General features: G+C 38.8%; 15 protein-coding genes and 1 pseudogene. 3 read left to right on the top strand and 13 right to left on the bottom strand.

Annotated features, from left to right (window positions below; translation table 11 throughout):
• Window positions 1–506: 506 nt before the first annotated feature.
• The 8 genes from cbpD to HT669_RS00230 form a co-directional block, all read right to left on the bottom strand.
• On the bottom strand, window positions 507–1625 hold the full coding sequence (cbpD, locus tag HT669_RS00265; RefSeq protein WP_172922144.1) for a choline binding-anchored murein hydrolase CbpD: 1119 nt from the start codon (window positions 1623–1625) through the stop codon (window positions 507–509).
• An 88-nt stretch (window positions 1626–1713) separates the two neighbouring features.
• A complete protein-coding gene (locus HT669_RS00260; protein WP_001278160.1) occupies window positions 1714–1980 on the bottom strand; it encodes a Veg family protein in 267 nt (88 codons plus the stop codon).
• 1 nt (window position 1981) lies between these two features.
• Window positions 1982–3334 (bottom strand): replicative DNA helicase, encoded by a 1353-nt coding sequence (gene dnaB / locus HT669_RS00255; protein WP_000852490.1) that lies wholly within the window; start codon window positions 3332–3334, stop codon window positions 1982–1984.
• Window positions 3335–3377: 43 nt separating this feature from the next.
• Complete coding sequence (gene rplI, locus HT669_RS00250; RefSeq protein WP_000864214.1) at window positions 3378–3830, bottom strand: 50S ribosomal protein L9; 453 nt, start codon at window positions 3828–3830, stop codon at window positions 3378–3380.
• Complete coding sequence (locus HT669_RS00245; protein WP_172933592.1) at window positions 3827–5800, bottom strand: DHH family phosphoesterase; 1974 nt, start codon at window positions 5798–5800, stop codon at window positions 3827–3829. Before HT669_RS00245 ends, rplI begins: the two co-directional genes overlap by 4 nt.
• 135 nt (window positions 5801–5935) lie before the next feature.
• Window positions 5936–6484 carry a ribosome-associated translation inhibitor RaiA gene (raiA, locus tag HT669_RS00240; protein WP_000599099.1) on the bottom strand — a complete coding sequence of 183 codons (549 nt, stop codon included), beginning with the start codon at window positions 6482–6484 and terminating at the stop codon, window positions 5936–5938.
• A gap of 79 nt (window positions 6485–6563) precedes the next feature.
• On the bottom strand, window positions 6564–7226 hold the full coding sequence (locus HT669_RS00235) for a ComF family protein (protein WP_023936284.1): 663 nt from the start codon (window positions 7224–7226) through the stop codon (window positions 6564–6566).
• Complete coding sequence (locus tag HT669_RS00230) at window positions 7223–8521, bottom strand: DEAD/DEAH box helicase (RefSeq protein WP_055387780.1); 1299 nt, start codon at window positions 8519–8521, stop codon at window positions 7223–7225. Before HT669_RS00230 ends, HT669_RS00235 begins: the two co-directional genes overlap by 4 nt.
• Before the next feature lie 55 nt (window positions 8522–8576).
• On the opposite strand from HT669_RS00230, the gene HT669_RS00225 reads away from it, so the two are divergent.
• The 3 genes and pseudogenes from HT669_RS00225 (at window position 8577) to cysK (ending at window position 10423) form a co-directional block, all read left to right on the top strand.
• Window positions 8577–9212, top strand: coding sequence for a YigZ family protein (locus HT669_RS00225; RefSeq protein WP_055387779.1), 636 nt, complete (start codon window positions 8577–8579; stop codon window positions 9210–9212).
• 104 nt (window positions 9213–9316) lie between these two features.
• A pseudogene (locus tag HT669_RS10910) lies at window positions 9317–9400 on the top strand (PH domain-containing protein); the annotation flags it as partial.
• Window positions 9401–9496: 96 nt separating this feature from the next.
• On the top strand, window positions 9497–10423 hold the full coding sequence (gene cysK, locus HT669_RS00220) for a cysteine synthase A (RefSeq protein WP_172922142.1): 927 nt from the start codon (window positions 9497–9499) through the stop codon (window positions 10421–10423).
• 121 nt (window positions 10424–10544) lie between these two features.
• Here the strand turns inward: cysK and tsf are convergent, their stop codons facing one another.
• The 5 genes from tsf to mreC form a co-directional block, all read right to left on the bottom strand.
• Window positions 10545–11585: a translation elongation factor Ts gene (tsf, locus tag HT669_RS00215; RefSeq protein ID WP_023936278.1), complete on the bottom strand. Its 1041-nt coding sequence runs from the start codon at window positions 11583–11585 to the stop codon at window positions 10545–10547.
• Between the two features lie 78 nt (window positions 11586–11663).
• Window positions 11664–12443 (bottom strand): 30S ribosomal protein S2, encoded by a 780-nt coding sequence (gene rpsB / locus HT669_RS00210; protein WP_000268466.1) that lies wholly within the window; start codon window positions 12441–12443, stop codon window positions 11664–11666.
• 222 nt (window positions 12444–12665) lie between these two features.
• On the bottom strand, window positions 12666–13853 hold the full coding sequence (locus HT669_RS00205) for a CHAP domain-containing protein (protein ID WP_055356775.1): 1188 nt from the start codon (window positions 13851–13853) through the stop codon (window positions 12666–12668).
• Window positions 13854–13946: 93 nt separating this feature from the next.
• On the bottom strand, window positions 13947–14441 hold the full coding sequence (gene mreD / locus HT669_RS00200; RefSeq protein WP_023933023.1) for a rod shape-determining protein MreD: 495 nt from the start codon (window positions 14439–14441) through the stop codon (window positions 13947–13949).
• Window positions 14441–15259 (bottom strand): rod shape-determining protein MreC, encoded by an 819-nt coding sequence (mreC, locus tag HT669_RS00195; protein ID WP_001078988.1) that lies wholly within the window; start codon window positions 15257–15259, stop codon window positions 14441–14443. Before mreC ends, mreD begins: the two co-directional genes overlap by 1 nt.
• Between the last annotated feature and the right edge of the window lie 3 nt (window positions 15260–15262).

The following is a 15262-nucleotide window of genomic DNA, read 5'->3' as shown; positions in this document are numbered from 1 at the left end:
CTTGTTACTACGCTTTCAGAGCTCATGAGACCTCACGGGATAAGTCCTACATCTTTCCTCGTTTATACAAGATATGAGGACGTTAAAAGGTTAGAGTGAAAATAGGAAATCTGACGCAGAGTCTTTAGACTCTAGAAAGATTTATCTTTTTCACACAAACCTTAGTCCGAATTCAATTACTCTCGTGATTTACGCATATGGGTTACGACTACCTTTTTGGACTTTAGAGTTTCTGGCCCCCTTATCCGCTATATACGCCTTACTATCACCTTCCTGTTCGTAGAGCCACGATTTCGCTATCCCTTCCTCTGACGATTCTTATTTCCAGTGTCAGACTTAAAACGGTCTATCCCCAGACCGTTTTAATCCGCTACCTCACGATAGTCAGGCTTGGGAATCGCTATTGGGTTCACCGGTAGCAGGTGCCCACCGAGGACTTACACCTCAGATGCACGACATGCCCGTCGTACCAGAAAAGAGCAGGAAAAATTTCCTACTCCAATTTTCTACACTCGTTCTCCATCACTGTTTACTCTGTAGCCATCCACCGTCGTATTAACAGCTAGGGCACCTGAAGAGTAAGAATAATACCACTTACCAGAAACTTGATACCAGCCTGTTTTCATTGCCCCTGAACTATCCAGATAATACCACGAGCCATTTTCCTTTAACCATCCTGTCTGCATTTCACCAGATAATTTCAAATAATACCAGCTAGAACCGTCTTTCAGCCAGCCTGTTGATTTAGAACCATTTGATTTGAAATGATACCAACTACCATTTATTTTCTTCCAACCGACAGTTGGACTACTATTGGATATATAGCTAGAGCTATTTCCTGATTGATTCTGATAATTTTGTGAAGAAGTCACTCCCTCTAGCTGTATATAGCGACGACTTCCGTTATAAGCCGTATAACTCAACCACTTGTAGCCATCTTTTTCGAGAATTTGATCATAATGAACCTTCTCCCCAGGATAATAGTAATCAATCACAGTTGCGCTAGCTAGAGGTTGATTTTTGATAGCTGACTTAGTCTTAAAATAATGTGTGCCCCCTGTTGAAGCTAAGGATTGACTAGTCCCAACACTGCCACCAGCCAAATCTTTAAAATGAATAAATCCTGTCATCGTATTTGCTTTTATACTTCGTTTATTATAGGCTTCTGTATAACCATAGTTATATTCCTCGATCTCAATCTGATCTCCCATTACATTTGACACCCAGGCAACATGCCCATAAGTTCCTGCAGTAGACCAAGCAATGGAGCCAATCGTCGGTGTATTATCTACACGATAGCCTTCACGACGAGCACGATGCCCCCATTCATTCGCATTTCCATAAGCCCTTGGAATCTCAAAACCATTGACATTACTCAAACGAAAGGCTGCGAAAGAAGTACACTGACGAGAATACATGCGCCACTGATCAATCTCCTGGCTCCCATTTTTATAATAAGCAGGATAATCATCTCCACGCGCAATCGATCCATTCCCTCCAGAGTAGGCATAGACACTATCACCCGCTGCTAGCATCAATCCTACTACTAAAAAAGAAACAAGCTTTTTAACTGACATCTTCAAGTAATAACTTGTCCCTCTTGCTATAAACGGTAAAATTTTCATTCTTCCTCCTTGAAAAATAATATAAATCGAAGATTGCCTTCACTTAAACTATTCGGAGAAAAAAGAAAAAGTGAGAAAATCTCTCACTTTAGTCCAGATAATGAATCAAATTCTTTTCTGTAAGGATATCTGAGTAGGTAAAGGATTCAACGTAAACATTAGCTTGTTTATCTCCTTCAACGTTCCCAAATTCCACAATAAATAGGGATGGATAAACTTCAATTAACTTACCCAATCTATTTTTTTGGCGCTTGCGCCCATTTTCCAAAGTCATTTCAATTACATGACCCTCATGCGCCTTGATTTCCTCTTTGATTTTTTTCATCTTGGCTACATCTGTAAATGCATCTGACATCTTATGCCTCCCTCTTTGAGATACTTGAAAATTTATTGTATTCTTTTTGGAAAATCAATTCCACAGTTCCACGAGCTCCACTACGGTTTTTCTCGATAATAACTTCCACCTTATTATTTGGTATGCCTTCCTCTTCTTCACCACCACGCTCATAGTAATCGTCGCGATAAAGAAAGGCTACGATATCAGCGTCCTGCTCGATAGACCCAGATTCACGAATATCAGACAAGACTGGTCTTTTATCCTGACGTTGTTCTACACCACGAGACAACTGACTCAGAGCGATTACTGGAACCTTCAGTTCCTTGGCTAGGATTTTCAACTGACGTGAAATTTCTGAAACTTCTTGTTGGCGGTTTTCTCGCCCAGTTCCCGTGATAAGCTGCAAGTAATCTATCAAAATCAAACCTAGATTGCCCGTTTCTTGAGCCAGTTTACGAGAACGAGAACGAATCTCTGTAATTCGAATCCCTGGCGTATCATCGATATAGATACTTGCGTTTGCTAGGTTCCCTTGAGCAATGGTATACTTTTGCCACTCCTCATCAGTCAATTGACCCGTACGGATAGAATGGGATTCCACCAAACCTTCTGCCGCCAACATACGATCCACTAGACTTTCCGCACCCATTTCCAGTGAGAAAATAGCTACCGTCTTGTCCAACTTAGTCCCAATATTCTGAGCGATATTCAAGGCAAAGGCTGTCTTACCAACCGCCGGACGAGCTGCTAAGATAATCAACTCCTCTTCATGCAGACCAGTCGTCATATGATCTAAATCACGATAGCCTGTCGCAATACCTGTAATATCAGTCGTTTGCTGCGAGCGAGCTTCCAGATTTCCAAAGTTAACATTCAACACGTCTCGAATATTCTTAAATCCACTTCGATTAGCATTTTCACTAACATCAATCAGCCCTTTTTCTGCCTGAGCAATGATTTCATCAGCTGGTTGTGAAGCCTCGTAAGCTTGATTGACAGACTCTGTCAACTTGGCGATTAATCGCCGTAACATAGCCTTTTCTGCAACAATTTTAGCATAATACTCCGCATTAGCAGAAGTTGGCACAGAATTGACAATCTCAACCAAGTAAGACAAGCCACCAATATTCTGCAAATCGCCTTGATTATCAAGAATAGTACGAACCGTTGTTGCATCTATAGCATCACCACGATCGGATAAATCGACCATAGCTTGGAAAATCAAACGATGGGCATACTTAAAAAAGTCCCGAGACTCAATATATTCTCGCACAAAAACAAGCTTACTCTCATCAATAAAGATAGCCCCCAAAACGGATTGTTCAGCTAAGATATCTTGAGGTTGTACTCGTAACTCTTCTACTTCTGCCATCAGACTTCCCTTCCTTTTACAATCTTGTCAAGAAGGTGTAAACTTATCCTTCTTTCACACGAAGATTGATTACACTTGTGATATCTTGATAGATTTTCACTGGCACATCAATCAAACCAACCGCTCGAATCGGAGCTTGTACTTGAATATGACGTTTATCAATCTTAATTCCAAATTGCTTTTGCAATTCTTCTGCAATCTTCTTATTGGTAATAGAACCAAAGGTACGACCATCTGGACCAACTTTTTCAACAAATTCTACAACCGTTTCTTCTGCTTCAAGCTGGGCTTTAATTGCTTTTGCTTCTGCAATCATCTCAGCGTGAGCTTTCTCTTCAGATTTTTGTTTACCACGAAGTTCACCTACAGCTTGAGCAGTCGCTTCTTTTGCTAGGTTCTTTTTGATAAGAAAGTTTTGCGCATACCCTGTTGGTACTTCCTTAATTTCGCCTTTTTTACCTTTTCCTTTAACATCTGCTAAAAAGATTACTTTCATTCTTCTTTCTCCTTTTCCTTTATTTCATTTAATACAATTTCTGTCAGTTTTTCACCTGCTTCTGACAAGGTTAAATCTTTAATTTGAGCTGCTGCCAAATTAAAGTGACCTCCACCGCCTAACTCTTCCATAATCCGTTGCACATTCAGTTTACTACGACTCCGAGCTGAGATGGATATAAAGCCTTGTGTATTTTTCGCAAGAACAAAACTCGCTTCAATACCTGACATAGCTAACATGGCATCTGCTGCCTTACTAATAACAACTGTATCATAGCATTTCGTGTCCTTAGCCTCTGCTATTAGTACATCTGAACCTAATTTACGCCCCTGTAAAATCAGTTCATTGACCTCACGATATTCTTCAAAATCTGTCGCAGCGATTTCTTGGATAGCAACACTATCACTTCCGCGCGTTCTGAGATAGCTAGCAACATCAAATGTCCGACTAGTCACTCGTGAGGTGAAATTTTTAGTATCCAACATCATACCAGCCATCAAGACACTTGCTTGCATACGACTCAAACGATTTTTCTTAGAATTTTGGAACTGAATCAACTCCGTTATCAACTCACTGGCACTACTTGCACCACTTTCGATATAAGTGATAACTGCATTATCTGGAAAATCCTGATCCCTTCTGTGGTGGTCAATAACAATAGTTTGGGTAAATAAATCATAAAATTCTTTTGATAATGTTAAGGCTGTCTTTGAATGGTCTACAAGAATCAACAAAGAACGATTGGTCACCATCCCCATTGCATCCTTAACAGACAACAACTTCGTAACTCCTTCTTTTTCTAAGAATGAAACAGCTCGTTCAATATCTGGAGACATTTGTTCTTCGTCATAAAGAGCATAGCTATTTTCAATCACATTGCTGGCGAACAACTGCATACCTACAGCAGAGCCCAAAGCATCCATATCTAAATTTCTATGCCCAACTACAAACACTTGATCCACACTACGAATCTTATCAGATATGGCTGTCATCATTGATTGAGTACGGGTACGAGTGCGCTTGATGGACGCAGCCGACCCACCGCCAAAGTAGACTGGATTTTTCGTTTCATCATTCTCCTTGACAACCACCTGGTCGCCACCACGTACTTCAGCCAAGTTCAAGTTGAGCAAAGCAACTTTCCCTATTTCATCATGATTTCCATCGCCATAAGAAAATCCCATACTTAAGGTCAAGGGCAACTGCCTCTGTTTCGACTCTTCTCTGAAAGCATCAATAACAGAAAATTTATCATTCATCAAGCCCTCAAGCACCGTATAGTCAGTAAATAGATAAAATCGATCCATACTTACCCGACGAGAAAACATCATGTATTTTTCTGAAAACTCTGATATAAAATTAGCTACAAAACTATTGATTTGACTAATATCTGACTCAGAAGTTGCATCCTCCAAATCATCATAATTATCCACAGACACAACTCCAATCACTGGTCGACTCGTTACTAATTCATCTGTTATGGCTTGCTCCCTGGATACATCTACAAAATACAAAACACCGGAAGAAGAATCCATATGAACAGCATAACGCTTCTCACCCAGCTTAGCATAAGTAGACGGATTTCCTACTGAAGCCTTGATAATCGTTTGAACAGCTTCTAAATCAAAATCGCCATCTTCCTTGGTCAAAATCAATTCAGCATAGGGATTAAACCACTCAACCTCTCCAGAAGATAAATTCAATTTCATAACACCTACAGGCATCTGTTCCAATAGAGCTGTCAAACTTTCTTCCGCTTGGTGGTTTACATACTGTATCTGTTCTACATCACTCCTTGTATAATGCACTCTCAGTTTCTTAAATAAAAAAACATAGCCTCCTACAAAAAGAAACAAAATTAAAACCGTCAACAGATTATTATTAACAAAAATAATGAAAGTGGATAAGACTCCAAACGCAATCAATCCTACTAGAATAGGAAAAATTGGACTTACATAAAATTTTTTCATTCAAAACCTCTTGGCACCCATTATACCATAATACCCCTCAAAAAGCGACTTTTTAAAAGTGTAATCAGTAATTCTATCAATTATAAGAAAAAGGTAGTTTACAATTCAGTAAACCTACCTTTACACATATTGAAATTAAGATTCTTTAACCTCTAACAAACCAATTTCGCCATCCTCACGACGATAAATCACATTGGTTGTCTGATCTTCAACATCCACATAGATAAAGAAATCATGCCCCAATAAATCCATTTGTAGAATTGCTTCTTCCAAATCCATTGGTTTTAAATCAATTTGTTTTGAACGAACAACTTTAGACTGGACAACATTTGAATCTTCCACCAAAGCATCTGTAAATAATTGACCAGTTGCTACCTTATTTTTATTTTTACGCTCGATTTTTGTTTTATTTTTACGAATCTGACGTTCAATTTTATCAGTTACAAGGTCAATTGAACCATACATATCTTGAGATACATCTTCTGCACGAAGAGTAATAGAGCCAAGCGGAATCGTTACTTCCACTTTAGCAGTTTTTTCACGATACACCTTCAAGTTAACTCGAGCATCCAACTCTTGTTCAGCTTGAAAATACTTTTCGATCTTTTCGAGTTTAGAAACTACATAATCACGAATTGCTTCTGTTACTTCTAGGTTTTCACCACGTATACTATATTTAATCATATGAGTACCTTCTTTCTAAACATTTTTGTTTTTATGATTTTATTATAACGCTTTCATTCTATTTTTGCAAATTTTTTCCTCATCTTACAAGGGAAAATGTTTTTACATCCTTAGCACCAGCTTCTTCCAACAGTTTCTTGACACGATTTATAGTTGCTCCTGTAGTATAGATATCATCTATAAGTAGGATTTTTTTAGGAATAGTGACTCCACTTTTTATAAAGAAAGGAAGTTCTGTCCCCAAGCGTTCTGAACGATTTTTAGAAGAACTGGCTCTCTCTTCTCTTTTCCCTAGTAAATCCAGATACGAAAAACCTGCTGCCTCTACCAAGCCCTCAACCTGATTAAATCCTCTGTTAACATATCTATCAGGACTTAGGGGAATGACTACAAATTGATACTCTTTGTACTTTTTTAACTCCTCACTTAAAACTGAAGCAAACACTTTTCTTAAAAGGAAGTCTCCATCAAACTTATACCGACTGAAAAAATCCTTCATAGCTTGATTGTAAGTAAAAATCGCTCTATGACTGACTTCAACTCCTTCTTTACACCAAAATTGACAACCTTGACACTTTGTTGACAATCCTATTTTCATACAGTTTGGACAGTGCTCTTCTCCAATCCTCTCAAAAGTAGAATCACAATCTAAACAAAGACAGGAGGCATCATTCTTCAGAAGTAAGAGACTACTAAAAGTTAAAACAGTCTTCATAGTCTGCTCACATAACAAGCACTTCATAGACCAGCCTCCTTATTCATCATCTGAATTTCCTTAATCGCCTTCTTAATTGAAGCATTTAACCCATCATGGAAGAAAAGCAAATCTCCTGTCGGTCTATCCATACTTCGTCCAACTCGTCCACCAATTTGAATCAAACTAGACTTGGTAAACAAACGATGATTAGCCTCTACTACGAAAACATCCACACAAGGGAATGTAACTCCACGCTCCAAGATTGTCGTACTGATAAGTATTGTCAGCTCCCCATCTCGAAAAGCTTGTACTTGCTCTAATCGATCCTCTGTTACAGAAGATACAAAGCCAATTTTCTCATTTGGAAATTGCTCCTGTAAGATTTCTTTTAACTGCTCCCCTTTCTTAATTTCTGAAGCAAAAATAAGTAACGGATAACCTGTCTTTCTCTGCTTATCAATATAGGACTTTAACTTTGGCGACAAACACTTCTTATCTAAGTAGCGATTAAAATCCGATAACCAAATTGGTTTTGGAATAATCAACGGATTTCCATGAAACCGTCTCGGTAAGCTCAATCTTTTTAGTTCTCCTAAACGGACTTTCCTATCTAACTCATCTGTCGAAGTCGCTGTTAAAAAGATTCTCAATCCATTCTCCTTTACACTATTCTTGACAGCATGGTAAAGCGTGGGATTGTCAACATAAGGAAAGGCATCTACTTCATCCACTATCAGCAAATCAAAAGCTTGATAAAACTTCAATAACTGATGGGTCGTCGCAACAACTAGTGGTGTTCGAAAATACGGCTCTGATTCTCCGTGTAGTAAAGATATCTCGCAAGCAAAATCATCTTGCAGGCGCTTATACAGCTCCAAACAAACATCTATGCGAGGACTAGCCAAACACACTGCACCACCTCCATTAATCACTTTAACCACTACTTGATAAATCATTTCTGTCTTTCCAGCTCCTGTTACCGCATGAACTAAGGTTGGCTTTTGCTTGTCTACTGCTTGAAGTAGTCCCTCTGACACCTTCTCTTGAAAAGGAGTTAATTGGCCGCGCCATTTGAGAACATCTTGCTTCGGAAAATCCTCCTGCGGAAAATAGTATAAAGTTTGATCACTTCTGACTCGCTTCATCAGCAAGCACTCTCGACAATAGTAAGCACCGATGGGCAAATACCATTCTTCTAGAACAGTACTATTACAACGTTGACAGAAAAGTTTCCCCTTCTCCTTTCTCATTGCTGGAAGTTTCTCCGCCAACTGACGTTCTTCTTCTGTTAATTCATTCTCAGTAAATAAACGACCGAGATAATTTGGATTTACTTTCATACTTCTTTATTCGTAAAAACTAGCACTTTAGATGATTTTTTAGTACAATTAAATCATGGAATTTAGAACAATTAAAGAGGACGGTCAAGTCCAAGAAGAAATCAAAAAATCTCGCTTTATCTGCCATGCCAAGCGTGTTTATAGCGAAGAAGAGGCTCGTGACTTCATTACTGCCATCAAAAAAGAACACTACAAAGCGACACATAACTGCTCTGCCTTTATTATTGGAGAACGTAGTGAAATTAAACGTACAAGTGATGATGGTGAGCCTAGTGGTACTGCTGGTGTTCCCATGCTTGGGGTACTAGAAAATCACAATCTCACCAATGTCTGTGTGGTTGTGACACGCTACTTTGGTGGTATTAAACTAGGCGCTGGAGGACTAATTCGTGCTTACGCCGGCAGTGTCGCCTTAGCTGTCAAAGAAATTGGCATCATTGAAATAAAGGAACAGGCGGGCATTGCTATTCAAATGTCTTATGCTCAGTACCAAGAGTACAGTAACTTTCTTAAAGAACATAATCTCATGGAGCTGGATACAAACTTTACAGATCAAGTCGATACGATGATTTATGTTGATAAAGAAGAAAAAGAAACTATTAAAGATGCACTGGTAGAATTTTTTAATGGAAAAGTCACTTTAACTGATCAAGGTTTACGCGAAGTTGAGGTTCCTGTAAACCTAGTGTAAACAATAGATAATACAGTGTTTCACTGATATTTCCACCGCTACTTTAATTAGCAAAATAAAAAGATGCGTACCAAAATATACTAGAAAATGAAGCAATTCAAACGAAACCTGATATCGTTTTCCTTTACACCTATTTACTAGAATTAGCTGAACACAATCGCTTAAAAATTAATGGCTTAGACCTGTGATATAAAAAAATCCTATCACTTCGATAGGATTTCTATATTTTACAAATGGTATAGATAGCGTTATACTAGAAATATCTTATACAAAGAGGTATTCATATGTCTATTTATAACAACATTACTGAACTAGTCGGTCAAACACCGATTGTTAGACTCAACAACATTGTGCCAGAAGGTGCTGCAGATGTCTATGTAAAACTTGAAGCATTTAATCCTGGTTCATCTGTAAAAGACCGTATTGCCCTTAGCATGATTGAAAAAGCTGAACAAGATGGTATTCTGAAACCTGGTTCTACTATTGTTGAAGCAACAAGTGGAAACACTGGTATTGGACTTTCATGGGTAGGGGCTGCTAAAGGGTATAAAGTTGTCATCGTTATGCCTGAAACTATGAGTGTAGAACGCCGTAAGATTATCCAAGCCTATGGTGCTGAACTCGTCCTTACGCCTGGTAGCGAAGGAATGAAGGGTGCTATTGCTAAGGCTCAAGAAATCGCTGCTGAACGTGATGGCTTCCTTCCTCTTCAATTTGACAATCCAGCTAATCCAGAAGTACACGAAAGAACAACAGGAGCTGAAATACTAGCTGCTTTCGGTAAAGATGGACTAGATGCCTTTGTTGCTGGAGTGGGTACCGGTGGAACGATTTCTGGTGTTTCTCATGCACTCAAATCAGCAAATTCAAACATTCAAGTTTATGCAGTGGAAGCTGATGAATCTGCTATTCTATCTGGTGAAAAACCTGGTTCTCACAAAATTCAAGGTATCTCAGCTGGATTTATTCCTGATACACTTGATACTAAAGCCTATGATGGTATCGTTCGTGTAACATCAGATGATGCTCTTGCACTCGGACGTGAAATTGGTGGAAAAGAAGGCTTCCTTGTAGGGATTTCCTCAGCTGCAGCTATCTACGGAGCCATCGAGATTGCCAAAAAATTAGGTACAGGTAAAAAAATCCTTGCTCTAGCACCAGATAACGGTGAACGTTATCTCTCTACAGCACTCTATGAATTTGAAGTTTAGTCTCCTAAATACAATTGGCCCTTATTATAGGGCTTTTTATTTTTACCTTGAAAATAGGAAGCTCTCCCTATAAGGATCGACTGCATAGAAAAAAGGAAGCAAATTTACTTCCTTTCTATAATTAGTTATTCAAGGCTGCTGCCATTGTAGCTGCAACTTCAGCTTCAAAGTCGTTTGCAGCTTTCTCAATACCTTCACCAACTTCAAAGCGAGCGAACTCAACTACTGAAGCGTTAACTGATTCAAGGTATGCTTCAACTGTCTTGCTGTCATCCATGATGTAAACTTGTGCAAGAAGTGTATAAGCTTGGTCAACTTTAGTGTTGTCAAGCATGAAGCGATCCATTTTACCTGGGATAATTTTGTCCCAGATTTTTTCTGGTTTGCCTTCTGCAGCCAACTCAGCTTTGATGTCAGCTTCAGCTTGAGCAATCACTTCATCAGTCAATTGTGCTTTTGATCCATACTTCAAGTGTGGAAGAGCTGGTTTGTTAACCATTGCACGACTTTCGTTATCTTGGTCGATAACGTGGTTCAATTGTGCCAACTCATCTTTAACAAATTGCTCATCCAATTCTTTGTATGAAAGAACTGTTGGTTTCATCGCTGCGATGTGCATTGAAATTTGTTTAGCAAGTGCTTCGTCTCCACCTTCGATTACAGAGATAACACCGATACGTCCACCGTTATGTTGGTAAGCTCCAAAGTGTTGTGCGTCTGTTTTTTCAATCAATGCAAAGCGACGGAATGAGATTTTTTCTCCGATAGTTGCTGTTGCAGATACGTATGCAGCTTCAAGAGTTTCACCTGAAGGCATTGTCAAAGCAAGAGCTTCTTCGTTGTTAGCTGGTTTTCCTTCAACGATTGCTTTAGCTGTTGCGTTTACTAACTCAACAAATTGAGCGTTTTTCGCAACGAAGTCAGTTTCAGCATTTACTTCAACAACTGCTGCAATGTTACCGTCAACATAAACACCAGTCAAACCTTCTGCAGCAACACGGTCAGCTTTCTTAGCTGCCTTAGCCATACCTTTTTCACGAAGCAATTCAATCGCTTTTTCGATGTCACCGTCTGTTTCTACAAGCGCTTTTTTAGCGTCCATAACACCGGCACCAGATTTTTCACGCAACTCTTTTACAAGTTTAGCTGTAATTTCTGCCATTTTGATTCTCCTATATTTTTTAAAAATAGGAGAGCCGGGCTAAGCCCCGCCCTCCTAGGTAATTACTATTTATATAAATTAAGCGTTGTCGCCTTCTACAACTTCAACGATTTCTTCAATTGAATCTGCTTGAGTTTCTGAAGCTGCAAATTCTGCTTCAACTGCTACTGCATCCTCACCTTGACGTCCTTCGATGATAGCGTCAGCCAATTTAGCTGTGATCAATTTAACAGCACGGATAGCGTCATCGTTAGCTGGGATGATTACATCAATATCATCTGGATCAGTATTTGTGTCAACCATCGCTACAACTGGGATTCCCAATTTTTTAGCTTCTTTAACAGCGATTTGCTCTTTATGTGGGTCAACTACGTACATCACATCTGGGATACGAGGCATATCTTCGATACCACCCAAGAATTTTTCAAGACGCGCACGTTGTTTGTTAAGAAGTGCAACTTCTTTCTTAGGAAGAACTTCGAAAGTTCCATCTTCTTCCATACGTTTGATTTCTTTCAAACGAGCGATACGTTTTTGGATTGTTCCCCAGTTTGTAAGAGTTCCACCCAACCAACGGTGGTTGATGAAGTATTGACCTGAACGTACTGCTTCTTCAGCAACTGCATCAGCTGCTTGTTTCTTAGTACCAACGAACAATACAACTGCATCGTTAGCTGCTGCATCACGCATGAAGTCGTATGCTTGGTCAGCATATTTTACAGTTTGTTGCAAGTCGATAACGTGGATTCCGTTACGTTCAGTAAAGATGTACTTAGCCATCTTAGGGTTCCAGCGACGAGTTTGGTGACCAAAGTGTACACCAGCCTCAAGAAGTTGTTTCATTGAAATTACTGCCATGAGTATTTCTCCTTTTTGTTTTTTCCTCTTCTTGACTTCAACTCGCAAAACGACCCAAGGGCAACTGCTTCACAATTCATCAAGAATGAGTATTATCGTTCATACGACAATTTTTATTCTACCATACTTTTTCGATATTTTCAAGCTATTTTGATGGGATTTTTAATAGTTATTGTCTCTGGTAAAATCTGAAAAGAGGGCTCTATTCGAGTCCCTCTATAATTAGTCTGCATAAATATATGTTACAAAACCTTCAGAAGTCGTTGTTGGATTGAACCATCCACGGTGATTTCCAATTGTACGATTCCCAGCATAATTTGATTCTGATACTTGGATACGTGTTGTTGATTCAACAGCTGTAACAACCGCTACGTGACCATATCCACCATCGTTCCAACATGCAATTGCTCCAACTTGAGGTGTTGAACCTGTACGGAAACCTGCTGCTGCTGCACTTGTGGCCCACTGTGCTCCATTACCCCAATAGTCTCCAGCCCAAGGTGCTAATGTTTTAACTCCCCATGTACATTCACCAATTGGATAAGTTGAAGCATTTGTACTGTATGTTGGGCGTTGTTTGACTGCCACAGGAGTATATGTTGTTGATTCCGAAGAAGCTACAGCTTGAACCTGTGCTGCAAAAGTCGTATTTCCAGAAGCAACAACTGTTTGTTGTTGACTTACTTGTTTTGCCTTATAAGCTGCTTCTGCTGCCGCAGCTGCACGAGCCTCTGCCTCAGCTGCTGCTTTTTGCTCTAATAGACTTGCTTTTTCCCCTTCAGCTGTCGCTTTCTCAGCAGCAAGACTCAATTCAGCAGCCTTTAGTTCTGCCTGTTTCGTAGTCAATGCTTGAGCATCATCAGCTAATTTTTGTTGATTAGCAATTATAGTATTGATAGCATCATTATTTGCTACTTGTTTTTCAGAAATAGCTTTTTTATCTGCCTTTTGTTGTTCTAACATTTTGTTGTTCGCAGATACGATTTCACTCATTGCAGTAACACGTGAAATAGCTTCTGTAATTGATTTTGAGTTTACAATGGTATTGATATAGCTAGTTGCAGCTCCATTTGTTTGAGCACTACGAGCTTGTTTTTCCAAAGATTGGTTACGAGAAACAATGTTTTTGGAAAGTTCTGTAATCTCACCCTCGAGTTTCTTAGATTCTGCTTGTAATCTATCATTTTCAGATTGCAAGTTAGATTGCTCTGCTTGAATCGCAGATACTTGCTCCTGAATTTGATCAACTTGTTTTTGTGCTTCTTCTTGTTGTGCTGTTAAATTACTAATTTTATTATCTTGAGCAGCAATTTTGTCATCAGTCGTTTCTGCATGGGCAGTCGTCAATACTGCTGCCTGGGAAACCATTACTGTACTTAATAAAAGCGAGGCTAAGATTTTTTTCTTCATGGCTAATAAATACTCCTTCTGTTTAAGACAATACTAGTATACCAAAAAAAATTCCAATAAACATTACGCCTTTGTTACATTTATATGTCGTTCTTATAGATAATATTTTTCAAAAATAAATTGAAAAACAGTAATCCATAAAAAATTTAAAATCATCGTCGGTACCAAGCTATAGACTATAAAAATCGACATGCTATCTACTGTCAACCCTACCATAAAAGCCAAAAGATAACTACCCATTTCAAACAGGAATGTCAGCACAATCATAGCTAGCATTCTTGTCCAACGATTCAACAAAATAACACTATTCAATTTATGAAGGAAGGCTCCCAATAAGATAAATAAGAGAGTTGCAATCCCTATTAGATGGAAAAAGTAAACATCATAAACCAAGCCTATAACAAAACAATAGACTAGATAGAGATACTCTGATACTTCTATCGTCTCAAATAAGAGAAATAGAAACAGAAAATGACTAGCCAAATGTACATGGGGGAAAAATGAGCCCAGAAGCTGGCTAATATGGGCGTCAATTAGAACAAAGAAAGGAAGCAATAAAAATACTCCAACCTGCTTCAACTGTCTCATTATGAATTCCCCACTAATTCTATCACATCCACATTATGAGTATCTGCACTCAATTTAACAGTTACTTCTCGTGTCAAATAGTCTGTACTATGCGTTGTGGCAACCACTTCACCAACAGGAATATCCGCAACATTAAAGTTTCCTAATCCACCCGTTGTCACCTTATCGCCTGAACTAATATCGCTATTACTATTTAATTGGCTAATTTTAAGAACTTCATTTTCCTTGTCGTAGCCAACAATAATACCATAAATTGTGGTAGTGCCGTGTTGAATTTTAACAGAAATCTTATCAGCATTTTCCGTATTTGTCAGAAGGTTGACCATAGTAGAGTTGTCCTCCACTTTTGAAACACTCCCAATCAAACCACCGTTTGCAATTACTAACATATTCTCAGAAGCACCTTTTGATCTACCTGCATCCAAGGTCAACTCCTGCTTCCAAGATACCGGAGAACGCATAATAACATCTGCTGCCAAAGTCTTTGTGGCTTGCAATTTAGACTTCATATCAAGCAATTGACGCAGTTGTTCATTTTCCGTCTTTAAACTTTCCGCCTCATTTGATTTGACTTCTAACTGGTAAAGCTGTTTCTTCAAACTTTCATTTTCATTATATGCTCGTGTCAAATGAGCCAAATCTGATTTGACAGAATCAAACCACCGAAAAGGTTTTTGCACAACCCTATCAACCAATGAGATTCCATCTCCTAATTTTGTCACAATTGTACTTGAATAAGTCGTCGCTAAGAGAGCTGAGACAAGCAGAACAGTGACAAAAACAATAATGACATATTTTGATTTTTTAAAACGGTTCATATC

The sequence above is a fragment of the Streptococcus sp. 2100 genome (assembly GCF_013276335.1).
GTDB lineage: Bacteria > Bacillota > Bacilli > Lactobacillales > Streptococcaceae > Streptococcus > Streptococcus pseudopneumoniae.
Note: the sequence above shows the minus strand (reverse complement) of the source record. Positions and strands in the feature narration are given on the sequence as shown.

Excerpts from the sequence above, each read along its gene's own strand:
- cbpD (WP_172922144.1), bottom strand. The coding sequence starts at position 1,625 with ATGAAAATTTTACCGTTTATAGCAAGAGGGACAAGTTATTACTTGAAG.
- HT669_RS00260 (WP_001278160.1), bottom strand. The coding sequence starts at position 1,980 with ATGTCAGATGCATTTACAGATGTAGCCAAGATGAAAAAAATCAAAGAG.
- dnaB (WP_000852490.1), bottom strand. The coding sequence starts at position 3,334 with ATGGCAGAAGTAGAAGAGTTACGAGTACAACCTCAAGATATCTTAGCT.
- rplI (WP_000864214.1), bottom strand. The coding sequence starts at position 3,830 with ATGAAAGTAATCTTTTTAGCAGATGTTAAAGGAAAAGGTAAAAAAGGC.
- HT669_RS00245 (WP_172933592.1), bottom strand. The coding sequence starts at position 5,800 with ATGAAAAAATTTTATGTAAGTCCAATTTTTCCTATTCTAGTAGGATTG.
- raiA (WP_000599099.1), bottom strand. The coding sequence starts at position 6,484 with ATGATTAAATATAGTATACGTGGTGAAAACCTAGAAGTAACAGAAGCA.
- HT669_RS00235 (WP_023936284.1), bottom strand. The coding sequence starts at position 7,226 with ATGAAGTGCTTGTTATGTGAGCAGACTATGAAGACTGTTTTAACTTTT.
- HT669_RS00230 (WP_055387780.1), bottom strand. The coding sequence starts at position 8,521 with ATGAAAGTAAATCCAAATTATCTCGGTCGTTTATTTACTGAGAATGAA.
- HT669_RS00225 (WP_055387779.1), top strand. The coding sequence starts at position 8,577 with ATGGAATTTAGAACAATTAAAGAGGACGGTCAAGTCCAAGAAGAAATC.
- cysK (WP_172922142.1), top strand. The coding sequence starts at position 9,497 with ATGTCTATTTATAACAACATTACTGAACTAGTCGGTCAAACACCGATT.
- tsf (WP_023936278.1), bottom strand. The coding sequence starts at position 11,585 with ATGGCAGAAATTACAGCTAAACTTGTAAAAGAGTTGCGTGAAAAATCT.
- rpsB (WP_000268466.1), bottom strand. The coding sequence starts at position 12,443 with ATGGCAGTAATTTCAATGAAACAACTTCTTGAGGCTGGTGTACACTTT.
- HT669_RS00205 (WP_055356775.1), bottom strand. The coding sequence starts at position 13,853 with ATGAAGAAAAAAATCTTAGCCTCGCTTTTATTAAGTACAGTAATGGTT.
- mreD (WP_023933023.1), bottom strand. The coding sequence starts at position 14,441 with ATGAGACAGTTGAAGCAGGTTGGAGTATTTTTATTGCTTCCTTTCTTT.
- mreC (WP_001078988.1), bottom strand. The coding sequence starts at position 15,259 with ATGAACCGTTTTAAAAAATCAAAATATGTCATTATTGTTTTTGTCACT.